12 protein-coding genes are annotated in these 16,281 nt (G+C 40.4%); 3 read left to right on the top strand and 9 right to left on the bottom strand.

Annotated elements, in window-relative coordinates:
* Positions 1-2 precede the first annotated feature (2 nt).
* The 3 genes from ACEQZT_RS07895 to uvrC are packed head-to-tail and all read left to right on the top strand — an operon-like array spanning position 3 to position 6,546.
* Positions 3-2,483 (top strand): methyltransferase, encoded by a 2,481-nt coding sequence (locus ACEQZT_RS07895; protein WP_370088888.1) that lies wholly within the window; start codon positions 3-5, stop codon positions 2,481-2,483.
* The gene (locus ACEQZT_RS07890; RefSeq protein ID WP_370088887.1) at positions 2,480-4,747 is read left to right on the top strand and encodes a penicillin-binding protein 1A; all 2,268 of its coding nucleotides are present in this window, start codon (positions 2,480-2,482) and stop codon (positions 4,745-4,747) included. The genes ACEQZT_RS07895 and ACEQZT_RS07890 overlap by 4 nt, the downstream gene beginning before the upstream one ends.
* A complete protein-coding gene (uvrC, locus tag ACEQZT_RS07885; RefSeq protein ID WP_370088886.1) occupies positions 4,747-6,546 on the top strand; it encodes an excinuclease ABC subunit UvrC in 1,800 nt (599 codons plus the stop codon). The genes ACEQZT_RS07890 and uvrC overlap by 1 nt, the downstream gene beginning before the upstream one ends.
* 29 nt (positions 6,547-6,575) lie before the next feature.
* Here the strand turns inward: uvrC and ACEQZT_RS07880 are convergent, their stop codons facing one another.
* The 9 genes from ACEQZT_RS07880 to ACEQZT_RS07840 form a co-directional block, all read right to left on the bottom strand.
* Positions 6,576-7,163: an FISUMP domain-containing protein gene (locus tag ACEQZT_RS07880; protein ID WP_370088885.1), complete on the bottom strand. Its 588-nt coding sequence runs from the start codon at positions 7,161-7,163 to the stop codon at positions 6,576-6,578.
* A gap of 33 nt (positions 7,164-7,196) precedes the next feature.
* Complete coding sequence (gldN, locus tag ACEQZT_RS07875; protein ID WP_370088884.1) at positions 7,197-8,054, bottom strand: gliding motility protein GldN; 858 nt, start codon at positions 8,052-8,054, stop codon at positions 7,197-7,199.
* 22 nt (positions 8,055-8,076) lie between these two features.
* Positions 8,077-9,708 (bottom strand): gliding motility protein GldM, encoded by a 1,632-nt coding sequence (gene gldM / locus ACEQZT_RS07870; RefSeq protein WP_370088883.1) that lies wholly within the window; start codon positions 9,706-9,708, stop codon positions 8,077-8,079.
* A 22-nt stretch (positions 9,709-9,730) separates the two neighbouring features.
* The gene (gene gldL, locus ACEQZT_RS07865; RefSeq protein WP_370088882.1) at positions 9,731-10,540 is read right to left on the bottom strand and encodes a gliding motility protein GldL; all 810 of its coding nucleotides are present in this window, start codon (positions 10,538-10,540) and stop codon (positions 9,731-9,733) included.
* A gap of 44 nt (positions 10,541-10,584) precedes the next feature.
* The gene (locus ACEQZT_RS07860) at positions 10,585-11,619 is read right to left on the bottom strand and encodes an SUMF1/EgtB/PvdO family nonheme iron enzyme (protein WP_370088881.1); all 1,035 of its coding nucleotides are present in this window, start codon (positions 11,617-11,619) and stop codon (positions 10,585-10,587) included.
* Between the two features lie 145 nt (positions 11,620-11,764).
* Positions 11,765-12,718, bottom strand: a complete 954-nt coding sequence (locus ACEQZT_RS07855; RefSeq protein WP_370088880.1) for a PorP/SprF family type IX secretion system membrane protein — start codon at positions 12,716-12,718, stop codon at positions 11,765-11,767.
* A 43-nt stretch (positions 12,719-12,761) separates the two neighbouring features.
* Positions 12,762-13,553: a uroporphyrinogen-III synthase gene (locus tag ACEQZT_RS07850; protein ID WP_370088879.1), complete on the bottom strand. Its 792-nt coding sequence runs from the start codon at positions 13,551-13,553 to the stop codon at positions 12,762-12,764.
* A gap of 21 nt (positions 13,554-13,574) precedes the next feature.
* Complete coding sequence (locus tag ACEQZT_RS07845) at positions 13,575-14,657, bottom strand: DUF4271 domain-containing protein (protein WP_370088878.1); 1,083 nt, start codon at positions 14,655-14,657, stop codon at positions 13,575-13,577.
* Positions 14,658-16,271 carry a hypothetical protein gene (locus tag ACEQZT_RS07840; RefSeq protein WP_370088877.1) on the bottom strand — a complete coding sequence of 538 codons (1,614 nt, stop codon included), beginning with the start codon at positions 16,269-16,271 and terminating at the stop codon, positions 14,658-14,660. It lies immediately after the preceding gene.
* Positions 16,272-16,281: the final 10 nt, after the last annotated feature.

Here is a 16,281-nt window from a genome sequence, read left to right as displayed (position 1 = left end):
CCATGAGCAACTCTTTCCACGATCTCACTGCTCATTACAATGCATATTTCATCGCAAATGAGCGAATCAATGAAATTGAAAAATCAATTTTCGAGAGTCAGGAATGGAACTACAACAAAGTGCTTCCTATCTATGCTCAATTTGATTCAGTAAAGTCAGCTTCTTTCAAAACCCAAATTGAAGATTGTATTCAAAAAGCATCGATAGCCATACAGCGGCATCCGAATAGCAAGTGGGAGGATGATAGCTATATTTTGGTGGGTAAAGCCAGATATTACGCAATGGAGTTTCCGGATGCAATCGAAACCTTTAAGTATGTAAACACACACAGTGAGGATGATGATGCCAGGCACCAGGCGTTAACGAATTTGATAAGAAGTTTTACTGAATTTGGAGAATATAAAAATGCAATAGCAGTTACAGATTATCTGGCTAAGGAAAAACTTAACAAGGATAATCTACGAAGACTTCACTTAAACACGGCATATCTATACCAGAAGAAGGGAGATAAAAGCAAAATGGTTGGGGCTTTAGTTAAGGCAGAAGAATTGCTGAATTCATCTGATAAAGCTAGGATCAATTTCATTATAGGTCAGGTATATCATGAGCTCGAATTTGAGGGTGAAGCCTTCAGGTATTATAGAAATGTATTAAAAAACAGTCCAACCTACGAGCTAGAGTTTTACGCTAAACTCTACATGGCGCAAGTGACTGAGCTGGCCAAAGAAAACGACTTAAAAAAGATTCAGCGTTACTTTAAGAACTTGCTTCGAGATCCAAAAAACAAAGAATATCAAGACAAAATTTATTTTGAGCTTGCAGGTTTTGAATTGAAGAATGGCAACATAGATGAGGCCATTGTAAACTACAAACAATCTGTGAGGACCAGTAAAAACAACAACAGACAAAAAGCCTATTCATACCTGAGTCTTGGGAAAATTTATTATGACACCCTGAAAAACTTCGTGCTTGCAAAAAGCTATTATGACAGCACAGTGAGCTCCATGCCAAAAGACGAAGAAAACTTTGAAGCCATCAAAGTACGGCAAGAAATTCTGGTTGATTTTGTAAAGCAGATAGTAACAATTCAGGAAAATGACAGTCTCCTCCATCTATCCACTTTACCTAAAGATTCGGTACTTTCAATGCTAACAGCTCAAATTGAAAGTGAACGCGCGGTAGAAAAGGAAAGAAAGAAAAAAGAAAAGCAGGCAGCTATCAATAGAGCCAGGAACATCACACAAAGTAGCGGAGATAATTTAATCACTACCGCATCTGCGGGCTCTGTTTGGTATTTCAATAACTCTAATGCTCTCGGAAAAGGAAGGAGTGATTTTATTCGAAAATGGGGAGATCGGCCGCTTGAAGACGACTGGAGAAGGAAAAATAAAGCAGTGGTAAGTAGCTCCAATGAGGAAACGTTGGTTTCCAATAATGTTTCAGAAGCTACTGGTGAAGAAGAGGTGGAATCACCTGCTGAAGAAGAAGCTCAAAAAATGATGAGCTCAATCCCTTATACAGAAGAAGCCAAAGCTTCCCTGCTTGATGCTATTGAAGATGCGCTCTATACTTTAGGAAATATATACAGCCTGCGACTCGAAGAAGATGCCAATGCTGCTCAATCATTTGAAGATTTACTTAGTCGCTTTCCTACAACAGAATACGAACCGGAGGTTCTTTACCAACTATACCTACTTTACAAAGAGCTGAACCCTGAAAAGTCGAAAGAAAAGGGAGAGCTGCTCAAAAGAAAGTATCCTGAAACTATCTATGCGAAGCTTGTCGACAACCCAAACTATCGTGAGGAGAGTTTTGCAATAAGTGAGCAGCTTAAGAAGCTATACAAGAAGCTATATGGAAAGTACAAAGAAGGCTCCTACAATGAAGTGTTGTTTTCATCAGATAGCGCATTGCACCAGCATCCTGACAATGAGTTTAGTGACAACCTAGCGCTATTAAGGGCACTCACAGTTGGAAAAACAGAGGAGAACCATAAATATCAGTTTGAGCTTGGCGAGTTCATAAAAAAATATCCTGATAGCGAGCTTAATCCATATGCAAACTCACTACTAAAAGCATCAGAAGATTTCCAGCAAAAAAGATACAATAGCGCTAAAGCCAAATTCATAGAAGACTTCAACCAAAAGCATTTGTTCGTGATCGCCTACGACATTAAATCTGACATGACAGACAAGCTACCATCGTTGGTCGATGCATATTTGAAATCCAAGAATCTCACGAATCTAAAAACGGGCAACCTAATTTTAAGCGATGATAAATCGATGTTGTTGATCAACATCTTTCCCGGGAAGGGCACTGCCACCAGCTTTCTGAAAACCTTCAATGAGGAAGCCAACTTGAAAGATACTTTTAAGGGTCAAAAATTTGACACTTTTGTGATAACTGAAGATAACTTTGACATATTCTACAGAACCAAGGATGTGTCTGCGTATCTCACATTTTTTGAAAAACATTATCAATGAAGCAAAAGCTTATTAAATACTCACTAAGAACCTTATGGATCTTGTTTATCCTCGGAGTGATCGGCGTTCCAAGCATCTTCATGATGGTAAAAAATGATGCGTTCGGATGGTTTGGCGGACTACCCAGCCTTCAGGCACTTGAGCGTCCTGATCCTGATTTGTCGTCTGAGCTTATTAGTGCTGATGGTGTCTCACTAGGAAAATATTTTCGAAAAAACAGAACACCAGTTACTTACGATGAACTTTCCCCTGAGTTAGTAAACACGCTTTTGGTTACAGAGGATGTCCGATTCAAGAATCATTCAGGAATTGACCTCAAAGGTTTGGTTAGGGCCATCGTTGGGAAAATGACCTTCTCCTTTCAAGGTGGCGGAAGTACGCTCACTATGCAGCTGGCAGAAAATTTGTTTAAAACAAACAGTGCAGAGCAGGGTACACTTTATAAGTCAAGAGCTCTTGGCCAAATCATTACCAAGATAAAAGAATGGATCATTGCCGTACAGCTTGAGAAATCATACACGAAGGAGGAAATCCTGGCCATGTACCTCAATACTGTCGAGTTTGGAAGCAACTCATACGGTATTAAAGTCGCTGCGAGTACGTTCTTTAACAAACTCCCATCTCAACTCAATTATTCAGAATCAGCTGTATTGGTTGGAGCCATAAATGCGCCCACTCGCTGGAGTCCAGTATTGAATCCTGACAATGCGCATAGAAAGAGAACGGAAGTACTTTGGAACCTGCACAAATATGGCCTGATTGATCGTATTCGCTTTGATACCCTCAATCGTGATTCCATCCAGCTCAACTATAAAGTAGAAAATCAAAATGAAGGCCTTGCGACCTATTTCAGGACAGTAGCAAGAAACTATCTAGTAAACTGGGCGATAGAGAATGGATACGACCTTTTTGATGATGGTCTCAAAATCTATACAACCATAGATAGTCGAATGCAGCAATATGCGGAAGAAGCGGTGGCTGAAAGTATGGATACGCTACAGCAGATTTTTGATGAACATTGGAAAGGAGAAAACCCATGGATTGATAACGATAATAATGAAATTCCTGAGTTTTTGGATATGGCAATGAAGCGTACAGATGCTTACAAGAATCTAAGATCGAGGTTTGGAGCACAAAAAGACTCAATCGAATATTACCTCAATAAGAAAAAGAAAATGACTGTCTTTTCCTGGCAAGGAGAAATTGACACCCTTTTCAGCTCCTATGATTCGCTGAATTATTACAAGCGGTTTCTTCAGGCCGGTTTTATGTCAATGGATCCAAGAACAGGATACATCAAAGCGTGGGTAGGAGGAATCAATCACAAGTATTTCAAATTTGATCATGTCCAGCAGAGCAAAAGGCAACCAGGCTCTACATTTAAACCGATTGTTTACACCGCCGCGCTTGATAATGGATGGTCGCCGTGTCAAACAGCCGTTGACGCTCCGGTTTCATTTAGTTTGCCAGGTCAAGACCCACCCACCTGGGTACCTCAAAATTCTAACGGAAAGTTTTCTGGAGAAATAATGACACTTAGACAGGCTATGGCTCAATCGGTAAATAGCATCACAGCGTTTATGATGAATCGAATTGGCCCATCGACTGTTGTTGATTATGCTAAAAGGCTTGGGGTGAAGAGTCATTTAGATGCAGTTCCCTCCCTATGTCTTGGAGCCGGAGGAGACGTTTCCATTTATGAAATGGTGGGTGCCTATTCCACCTTTGTAAATAAAGGAACTTTCATAGAGCCATTTTTCATTTCAAGAATTGAAGACAAAAATGGAAATGTCATTCAGCAATTTGTGCCGGACGAACAAGAAGCAATCAATGAGGAAACCTCTTACCTAATGCTTCATATGTTGAAGGGAGTGGTAGAAATGGGTACTGGTCGTGGACTTGATCCAAGTTTAAAAATTGATAATGAGTTAGGAGCCAAAACTGGAACCACTCAAAATGCCTCTGACGGTTGGTTCATTGGGGTAACCAAAGACTTAGTTTCCGGTGCATGGGTTGGTGGAGATGATCGCAGCATCCGATTCAGATATTGGGCCATGGGACAAGGAGGTCGAACAGCCATGCCTATCTGGGAAAGATACATGATGAAGGTCTATGCGGATAAGACACTTGGATATGAAAAAGGCTACTTCGAAAAACCAACTAAACCATTAAGAACTGTCATTGATTGCGAGCTCTATGACGAGAACATAAATCCGTCTGACACTGTTGATTACGATGTAGTTGATGAAGACGATTTCATGTAATGCAATTTCAACGGTATTCTAGAGAGGACTACTTAAGACTTCCTGAAAAACCCGGGATCTATAAGTTTTTAGATAGTGAAGAAACAATCATTTATGTAGGTAAGGCGAAAATTTTAAAGAAAAGAGTAGCAAGCTATTTTACCAAGGCTAACCTCGACAATCGAAAAACGTACCGTCTTGTATCAGAGATCCGATCGATAGAATTTATTATCGTCTCGTCTGAGTTTGATGCACTTTTACTAGAGAACAATCTCATTAAAGAGCATCAGCCCAGATACAACATCCTCCTAAAGGATGACAAAAGTTTTCCGAGCATTTGCATCACCAACGAGCGATTTCCACGCATTTATTCTACCAGGCGAATTGACCATACGAAAGGTGAGTATTTTGGTCCATATACAAGTGTGAAAGCAATGAATGGGGTGCTAGATCTCATTCGCAAACTCCATAAAATACGAACTTGTAAATACAATCTGTCCGAGGAAAACGTAAAAAAGAAGAAGTACAAAGTTTGCTTGGAATATCACATTGGAAACTGTCTTGGCCCGTGCGAAGGATTACAATCAGAGGAAGACTACCTTAAAGACATTGATGAAGCCAAGAAAATATTAAAGGGGAAGTTGAGCATTGTTGGTAAATCATATAAAGAGAAAATGCAAAATGCAGCTTCCGATCTAAAATTTGAACTAGCTCAAACTTATAAAGATAAACTGGAGCGACTTGAACAGTTCCAATCCAGATCTCTGATTGTAAATCAGAAAATTACGAGCACAGATGTATTTTCTATGACCACCACAGAAAATGAAAAATCACTTTTCATTAACTATATGAGAATAGAAAATGGTGCCATTGTAAACTCAGAAACAATAGAAGTCAAGAAGAAAATTGAAGAAGAAAACGAAGAAGTGTTTCGCTTTTCAATTTTCGATCTTAGAAAAAAATATAACAGCACTAATCCAACAATACTCACGAATACTCCTGTAGAGCCTTGGGAGGATGTTGAAATCACGGTACCTAAAATCGGTGACAAAAAACACCTGGTTGACCTTTCCTTCAAAAATGCGCTTTTCTATAAGAAAGAGAGACTTTCTAAAAAGAGTACACAACCCAACGAAGGCCTGCTCCAAACACTTCAGCAAGATCTAAAACTCCCGGATTTACCGATCCACATTGAGTGTTTCGACAACTCGAATATTCAGGGAACAAACCCTGTGGCTTCAATGGTATGTTTCAAAAATGGCAAACCATCAAAATCAAACTATCGAAAGTTTAAGATTAAGACGGTAGTCGGTCCTGATGACTTTGCCTCCATGAAAGAAATTGTTGGGAGAAGATACTCGCACTTGAAAAGAGAGGGCATGCCTTTCCCTAATCTCATTGTCATCGATGGTGGCAAGGGACAATTGAATGCTGCATGTGAGGCACTAAAAGAACTGGATATCTATGGTCAAATCCCCGTTATCGGCATAGCAAAGAAGCTTGAAGAAATATACTTTCCGGAAGACAACATTCCCATTTATATAAGCAAGAAATCTACATCGCTAAAGCTGATACAGCAGCTCAGAGATGAGGCACACAGGTTTGCTATTACCTTCCATCGTCAAAAAAGAAGCAAGGCATCAATTCAATCAGGATTGGATGCAATCAAAGGGATTGGGAAAAACACAAGAGAGAAGTTGATGAAAGAGTTTGGCAGTGTCAACCGATTAAAGCAGAGTTCTGAAAAAGATCTATCAGATCTAATTGGTCCCTCCAAGTCGAAAATGATTTTTGAAGCCATAAAAAAAGGAGACCTGTAAGATCTCCTTTTTTTCTTCAGTGATACTTCTTATTCACTATCCTTTACGCATCTACAACTGTTTCTATGCCAGTCACCGATCACGCTATGATAAATCTCTTTAGAACCTTTTTGAACTGAGATAAGTCCGGAGGTATTGTCTGATTTCTTTTCGGCATCCCAATAGTTTCCACTGATTCCGATATTTTTAAATACTCTACCCGGATCTCCGAATCCACCCAAAGCTAAATCAATACCACTTTCTCCACCTTTCTGCAACGCAATACCAGCATCATGAATGCCTCCAAATGTACCAAATAGAAGTTTCCACTCACCGATGGTTGGCACATGCCATCCATCCGGGCAAGCCTCCACTGCCGCCTTGAATGTATAAAGTCTTCCAAACGCCTCACAATATGCTGACTCATTCTTGTAGCAAAATGAGTCAGGAACCTCATAAGCCAAATTCTCTGCCATCCAGGTTCTCTTGATTGTCACTCCTCCTTCAAGCATTATGTCAATGGTAACAGTCTTATACGTTTTCCCATCACGGGAATCTGTAAACTCTCCATATTCTTGAGCAGAAACTAAAAAACAACAGATAATCAGAATTGAGGAAAGTAAATTTCTAATATTCATCTTACGGTGGATTAGGGTTAGGTTCATATCACATTAATATTCCCAGAGCTCTGATTCGTACTCCATCAAGTCATACTCATACTTCTGCTGGATTACAATCACACTCATAGGGTCTCTTGCCATATCATCGGCATATATTTGTCTAATATCCAGATTTTTAGCATTTGACACCTTAATGATTGGTGCGTTAAACAATCTTAGTTCGAACGCATCACTCATGTTCATATGCTTACCTGGATTATGGTTATTAAAATACAGTGCCTTATCAGCATATGGTCCTCTGAAAAGGTCTACTACATCATCATATCTGAAATGTGCAACTGTCTTCTCAAAACCTGCAGGATTGTACAATGATCCAGCTGATCTTGGTAAAGCGATACTAATTGTACGGATGTAATTGTACATTCTTGATCGGTTTCGATCGAAAATCACATCTTCCTTCAAATAAAGTACTGAAAACAAATCCGGGGGAATTGCTTCTTGTCTTGCTTCCTCAGTTTGTGTATCAGCAGCATCAGCACTCGAGTCATCCCCGAAAGAATCGAACCCTCCAGAGTTAAAGCCTCCACCTACGAAAGGATTTTGCTCTCTCTCTACTGAAATGTTCGACACAAAAATGATGTCAGGCATAAAGTTGATACAAGAATCTGATCGATATGGGGTAAGTAATCCTTCATCCACAGCTTCAATCAACAATCGAGACACCTCACCATTCAATGAAAAGAAAGGCAAATTTTGCTTTTCTTTCATGTCCATGCGTCTCCAGACAGTCTTCTTAAACATCACCTGAGACTCCTCGACCTCCGGTTTCACCAAAGGTGCAAGCTCTTCCTGTGCATAACCAAAGGAAAGCGAGAGACTAAACACGATTACATAACCTAATTTTTTCATAACACTGTTTTAACTGACAAGTTTATTTCAACGATATGTTGATAAAGCGCTGGAATTTTTGAAAATCTTCCACTTGCTTTCTAAAGTTTTGTCTTTGTACTTTTTTGATTTCAATCACTAACTGATCTCCCTTTCTACCAGACATTCCTCGCAGGTTAATTTGCTCACCAGCTCTTATAGAGCCACGGCCCAAACCACCACTAACCAACGTGATTTCTGCTTCGGCAACTCTGAATTTCGCATCATTAGGTAGGAACTGAGCAAAACTCTCATCAGGTATGGCTCTCAAGAAAAGCTCAGGAGTTCTTGCAGGAATTCCTTCTTTCTGATTTACCTCCCCAGCACTTGTGAAAACCTTAATATCCGGTGCAGGAATACCTCTTACGCCAAACTCTCTTGATCCAATTACATTGCCATTTGAAGAAACCGTTAATGTAACTTTGTTTGCTTTTGGAACAACTGTAACCTGCCCCGTTTGTGAGCCTTTGATTGCATCACCGCCCTTAGCAGTGAATGATGGATTGTAAGAAGTTCCCAATGCAGGAACTTGCACGTCTAGCGCGTTACCACAGTTGTAGTAAAGTGCATTTACAGACTGAGATTGAATCTGAATAACCGGACGTACAACATAATAATCAATAGTATCTGTGAACGTAGTATCAGTACCACCTCCCTGAGGAACGGTGATTGATGCAATGATCTGCTTCTTGGCATTTCCATTTTTATCGTAATTGCCAGGGGTTGCTGTAAATTCAACTTTACCAACGCCTCCAACAACTGGTGCTTCTTCTCCATTGTAAGTCATGATCAATTTATCATTAAGACCTGATGCAGAAGCAGCAATAAACATATCTGCTTTGTACTTAGTACCAGCTGCTACATATTGAGATTCCGGCATTACAACCGGCTTGATCTGATCGAAAGTGATGTCTTTAAGACCAACTCTTTTCACAAGGAAATCCAGCGCTGAAGTCTCAAACGCAAGCACATTAGCCTGAAACTCACTCACCGTAGCAAGACCAGCGTGAGTTGGTGAATTTTCAAAAGCCAACTGAGACCACTTCTTACCTTTTTGATTCTCATCCTTGCTGTAGATAGGATCTTCCTCAGCATCCAAAGCAATCTTGTGGTATAGTTTCAACTTAGATTCATCTGCTCCATTCTTTTTAAGCAATTCTTGAATATATTCAGCATATCCATTAAGTTTTTGCTTCATAGCAGCACCATTTCCTTCACCACCTTCTTCCACAGGCATCATGTAGTTACCAACCTTATCATAGTCAGTCTTTCCATTGATGAATCGTCTGTCTCCTTTGTGGCCTTCCATATAGCCTCCAGTGATTTCTACAAATTTTTCTTTGTACTCCTCCATTTCAGCCATGATTTTGGTTGTTTCTGCGCGTAATGCCTCCGCGTCAGCAACAACTTTCAAATCGTCAGCTCTGTTTCCCTTATCTTTTGCGGCAGACTTCATACCAGAAATAGTCCGAGCATTACGCTCAGATGTCTCAGCATTCGCTCGCTCCAAACTCTCATTGATAAAGGCGAATTTGTCTAGAACTGTGGAACTAACGTTTAGTGCTAATAATGCTGTCAGCACCAAATACATCATGCCGATCATTTTCTGCCGTGGGGTTTCTTTTCCTCCTGCCATAATTAAATCGTTTTAAGGGTTATTATTGATTACCTCTCATTGCGGTAAGCATATTACCGTATACTTTATTAAGAGCAGAAATGTTCGATGTTAGCTTATTAAGCTCAGCCTGGAAAGCAGAAGTTTCCTTACCTGCTTCAGCCATGCTCTCAAGCGCTCCACTAATATTTGAGTAAAATTTGTTCAACGCCTTAGTGTGGCTCTGAGCATCTTTTAATTCCATTTCATAAACTGCATTAAGAGCACCAAGACTCTTAGTTACATTCTGAACCTGGCTATGATATTCTTTGGTATCTTTTGTTGCATCAGCCATACCGGACATAGCCTCCATAGCCTGAGCGTAAGATTTGTTCATTTCAGCAAGCGATTTAGAAGCAGATTTTACATTGCCAGCATACTCGTTAGTTGCTACTGCTGCATCGCTAAGGTTTGACATTTTCTTAGCTGACTCAGCCATGTTTCTCATGCCTTCACCCAAGCTTTTGATCAACTCAGGGCCAACTTTTGCCTCGGCAAGCATTTTATCCATCTGTGCTGCAGCACCTGTGGCCTGAGGAACTGCTTTACGAGGAGCCGCTGCAGGACCATCATAGTCGTCAGCTAACTCTGGATAAACCTTTGCCCAATCTGGCTCAGCATGCTTTGGTTCGAAAGCACTCAAAAAGAAAATAACAGCCTCAGTGGTGAGACCAACCCCAAGCATTAGGGCTGCACCAGGCATGTGAAGAATTTTAAACATCGCTCCCACGATAACAACTGCAGCACCTATTCCATAGATTTTTGGCATTATAGTGGAATAGAGTAGCTCCTGAAATCCGCCTTTTTTGCTCATTGTAATAATATTTAGGTTAGTAATTTATTCGTTTATTGTTTTTATTAAAATTCGTATCCTGATGATCTTCCTAGGTATGTCATAGCACATCTAAACCCAATTGAAGCTCTGGTAGTATCCTGGTGTTCAAAAGCTCGAGTACCTGTTTCAAGGTAGTAAGCAATATCCTTCCATGATCCACCTCTGATCACTTTAAATGGAATATTTTCATCAAAATAAGTTGGGTTCAAATCCCAAGTTAGTGGCATGGCTGATTGGTTATACGCATCTTCACACCATTCGGCTACATTTCCAGCCATATCGTATAGACCATACTCATTAGCAAAGTAGGTTCCAATCGGTGATGTGTAGGCATAGCCATCATCAAAGTAGTTACCTCTGCCAGGCTTGAAGTTTGCCAGCAAACAACCTTTAGCATTCCTTATATAAGGGTTACCCCAAGGGTACTTTGCCATATCTCTACCGCCTCTTGAAGCATACTCCCACTCTGCTTCAGACGGAAGTCTGAAGTTTGGCATAACAGGAAGGCCAACGCTTCTTCTGTAATCATTTAAATAATTCGTTCTCCACTCACTAAAGTATTTTGCAGCATTCCAATCAACGCCCACTACCGGGTAATCATCGAATGCTGGGTGAGACCAATAGTAAACCACCAATGGATCTCCCATGTGGTGAGTATAGTCTCTTGTCCATACTGTAGTATCTGGCATTAAATCAGCAATTGAATATCCAGTTGGTAAATCAATTTCAGAACTTTCCTGCAGATTTTGTGTAAACTGTCGGTACTCATTGTTTGTGATTTCAGTATCATCCATAAAGAATGCACCAATGGTTACCTGTTTATTAAAATTTATCTGAGTAGCGGCTACATCTTCGTCCGCCTGCCCCATATGGAACGTACCAGATGGAACTGACACCATACCAAATGGTCTGGTCATTTCCCACCCTTGTCTGTCTGGAGCTCCAATTAGCTCTCCTCTGTCACCTTGATCTCCGCCAAAAAGACCACAACCTGAAAGAATTATGGCGCAGCAAAGGACAATACAATTTGAGATTGTAAAAACACGCATTTTATTCATAACACCTTTATTGAACATGCAAGTATGTAAAATAAACAAACTTTAACAAGAATTATTGCACGATATTCTGCCTAAATATATAATCATAAATCGATTTAGGACAAGTTTTGCTTTCAAATTTGGATGAAGGCTTTTTTCCACCTGACTAAAATGTGAACCTCGGAGTTTTAACTGCCTTCCGTCCACCGAACACCAAATCAGGTAAATCATAGCGAATATACACCTCGTGAGAGGTTGGTTGCTTAGCATTTTTATCCTTCACCACATAGTCAAACGAATAACCAGCCTTTAACTTATTGTCCTCTAGAAAAGAATATCCTAATAATAGACTCAATGACTCTGCTCTGCGGAATGCAAGTCCTCCCCACATTCGCTCCTGATAAACAGCTATCGCACTAACATCATACGTATAGGTGTTGAGATCTGAACGCACCATGACTGTAGGATTAAGAACCAACTCCCTCATAATTCCTAGTGAGGTTCCTCCCATTAATATGTAATTCATTGGGATTTCGTTTCTGGCTTGCGTTCCAAAATCAAAAGATGGCTGTAATAAATTCTCTACAGAGACTCCAACGAAGTAGTCCTTTCTGGATTGAAAATACACTCCCATGTGAAGGTTAGGTTTTAGCTGCGATTCTTTTCCATCTGGTATGTATGGATCTGGATTATCCACTGCTCGATAATTGGGATTTAATGCCTGAGAGTTTATTGCCGGCATTAATCCAATAGATAAATCACCAAAGCTGAATGATTTTTTGGCTGAAATAGAAATTCGAGCCTGAATTGAGTTGATCGGACCTACCTGATCATTGGCTATCGAAATACCAACTCCTGAAAAAGTGCTCTTCACTGGCACTACCAATGAAAGCAATTGGGTAGTAGGAGCTCCCTCCGGATCGAAACTAGCATCATAGCCCGCCCACTGGCTTCTATGATGTGCCGCCGCAAAGGCTTGATCTTCTGTCCCAACCCAGGCAGGATTATAATAGGACGGATTGAACATGTAATGATTGAAAAAGAAATCATTCTGCCCAAACCCGAAGTGAGTAAGACAGATCAATAGAAACGCAAAAAATATCCGCGAGCCTTTTTTCATATTGTAAGTATAACTCTTACAATTTACATACCCTTATTTTCTCCTAAAGGTTATTTGCCTCTTTAATATATACCTCTAAAGCACCAGTCATAGACGGAGCATTGGGTAGTGGAGCCTGAATATCCAAAATCAATCCAGCTTCTTTCACGGCTTTAGATGTTGTAGGGCCAAAAGCTGCAATTCGGGTATTGTTTTGCTTAAACTTCGGGAAGTTTTGAAGCAAAGACTCAATACCTGAAGGACTGAAAAATGCGATGATATCATAAGTCACATCATCAAGGTCTGACAAGTCTGACGCTACAGTTCTATAGATAGTCGCTTCAGACCATTCAAATCCATTCTCATTCAGAAAATTAGGAATATCATCGGTTCGGATGTTCGAACATGGGAAAATAAACTTCTCTCCCTTGTGTTTCTTGATTACGTTGAGTAAATCTGAAGCGGTACGCTCTCCTGTAAATATTTTTCGTTTACGAATTACGATGTACTTCTGAAGATAATTAGCCGTGGTTTCTGAAATACAGAAGTACTTCATATCCGTTGGGATTTCGATCTTACTCTCAGTGGCAAGCCGAAAGAAATGATCTACCGCATTTCGGCTGGTAAAGATTACAGCAGTGTGATCAAGAATGTTCACTTTTTGCTTCCTGAACTCTTTTATATCAACCGGATCAATTTCGATGAATTGACGAAAGTCAATTTTCAATTTGTATTTTTCCGCTAATTTGTGATAAGGTGAGTTTGGGTCGGAGGGTTCAGGTTGAGAAACTAAAATACTCTTCACTGCCTTTAAACGCTCTTTATCCATTACCAAAAGATCATCAGTCGCACTCATGTAAGTCTCTACTTTTTATAATTATTTGTAGAAAAATCCCAGTAAAATAATAGCAGGGATGATTTCCGTGGCACAAAGGTAGGAAATAATAACAAGTTTTTTACGAGGAGAATTATTAACAAACTTTAATGTGAACCATACCACGAATAAGATTAGGGTAATGGGGAACAAGACAATAAATCCGCTGGAAATCCAAGTCTCTGAAGAGGTATTGAGAATAAAATCTACAACTAAAAACAACAGGACTGGTATCAGAAAGACCAGGCTAAAATTTAAATAATCAAAAAGCTGAAAATTTTTCAGCCCCCGGAATTTGAAAAGCTGTGCGACTACAGTGATCACCACCCACTTGGCCATCACTAGCATAAAAATCAGAACAGATAATTGTATCCACTTCCATAGATACTCACCGAGTGAGACAGGCGTAGCTACAAATTCTACATCTACAAGTCCGTTTAAGTATAGCCCAATAAAAGCAAGCGAAAGAGCGTAAAATGAAACCAAATTCATACTCACCCCACTAAGGAAGTTTGTATTCACAAATTCATAAGAACTGATCTTGAAAGTAAACGTTTTGCCAACGAGGTAGGAAATCCGAGATGGGTAAGAGGCTGTGATGACGCCAGCGAGCCCCAACAAAAGAAGCAACGCAATAATGGTGAATTCCTTGAACTCGCTTCGCACAGCTCGCGGAACGGACACCTCATCCTTCACTACAAGAAGCTCCTCGAAAATGACTACCTCACATTTCAAATCCGCCAAGCTGCTCTTGGAACTTAACGAAACATAAAGCGTATCAGAATCAGCATTGGCATACAGAGCTGATGGTTCGTAAAATTTGCATTCATTAATAACATCAATCAGCTTGCCATTGACCCAGACAAAAAGCTCATCTGAGTGACATATTCTGATTTGTCCTTCAGGTCGGGTATTGATGAAAAACCCGGCCTGACCTGTGCCTTCCAGTGCCGTAATAGGGATGATTTTACCATCCGAATCTGTGGCCATCATTACCTTGGTGTAATCCGTCACCACAATGGTGTCCCTCTGGGCAACTGCGCACCCTGCAAAAATCAGAAATACAAAAAAGGTAATTGATCTCATTTAAAATTTTGAAACGTATCCAAAGTGAATCTTCATGGTGGAAAAAGAAATAGCCTGCGCGTCTGAATCTCCAACAGCCAGCGCAAAACTAAATTGACCAGCCGAAGTAGCAAGTGCAAATCCCAGTCCTAATCCATAAGGCTGATCTGAAATATTTCCACTCGTATAAATAAGCTGATCATAAAAGACATATGCAAAGCTGTTGTTTTCAAAAAATGATCTAAACTCCGCTCGACTCAACAGATATCGCTCCGCAAAAATTGACTTCTCATTGAAACCCCTCATTGAATTTAATCCACCTAAGCGATAAAGCTCATTGGTCAGCAATTCGTCATTTTGCAAAAACCCACTTTCAATTCTGTGGAAAAATGCCTGACGCTTCATCAACCTCTTTTGATACATGAGTATTGCCTCTAAACGATAAAAGTTTGTCTCTGCTTGAATCGTATCGTAGTAGCTATCGGGTAAACTGAGGTTGCGATTTATATTTTTTCTTCCTGCGGATATAGCTCCTTTCCAGACCACCCCTTCTTTGAGTACCCCCAATGAAGAAGCTCTACCTTTTGAAAGTTGAAGTCCATAAATATTTCGGGTAAAGTCCGCCAGGCCTGAGCTGACAATAGTTTCCAAATCCGTGGATAGCAGCGAGCCATTTGTTCGCTCAAACTCAAGGAAAAGCTCTGAGCGTGGCGAAATAAAAGTATGCAGTCCAAGGCCGGTTTTTCTGGTTATGAACGTAGTGTCTTGCTTGAGTAGGTCGAAGCGAAAAGAAGGCGCTAGCTTAGACTCCAGAAAGAAGGGATGTTTGTAAAACAGATTTAAACTCTGCGACTCTTCAGAAAATCGCTCCCAGTGCAATTGGAACTCCTTTCCGGATCGAAAGAGGTTTTGCAAGTCCAGATCTATACTGCCTACAGCTACTGTCTTTCCGGCTTGCACCTGCTGCAGACCCAGCACGCCCTGAAATGAGCTAGAGGTGGATTCCTGAATATCCAAAAACACTTTTGCTCTATTATCCTTAAACGACAGGTCTGTTGGTCTGCCTAGGCTGAGAAACGACGATCGCTCAATTTTCTGCCCAATCAACCGATAATCTTTTTCACTAAACAACTCCCCCGGAACAATGTCAAGTAATTGAAAAATGTATGATCTGTTGGTTTTGGGAGTCTCAAAAAAATAAGAAGAATCATAGCGAATTTCCGGACCAGGAGAGATCATTAATTTCCCTGTAAGTATCCGGTCTGAGAGTCGGGTTGAGTCCAGATAGATGGAAGCAAAAGGGTATCCATTGTTCGCAAATTCTTTTAGCTGCTCACTCAAAAACTTAGGCAACTTCTTCCCCCGAAAGTCAGGCAGATTGACCTTCAGTCGGTCACCCTTGTGCAGGTAAACAAAAGTGGGGGCCCCTCTTTCTATCAAAGAATCAATCCCTGAAAAATAGTAGCCGTCGTTAAGCCACCTTAGCTGGAGGTCTTTTAGATGTCTGACAAATTGAATCGAGTCTTTGAATTCGATACGATCTTGCGCTTTTCCATCCACAAACAATTCTGCGCTAATCTGGGCATTGGCAGAAAATGCACACACAAAAACCAGTGGAATCAGGATTCTTTGCATCGGTCTTTGC

This window comes from Ekhidna sp. (genome assembly GCF_964218185.1).
Taxonomy (GTDB): Bacteria; Bacteroidota; Bacteroidia; order Cytophagales; family Cyclobacteriaceae; genus Ekhidna.
The sequence above is the reverse complement of the archived record's forward strand: the minus strand, read 5'-3'. Positions and strand labels throughout refer to the sequence as shown.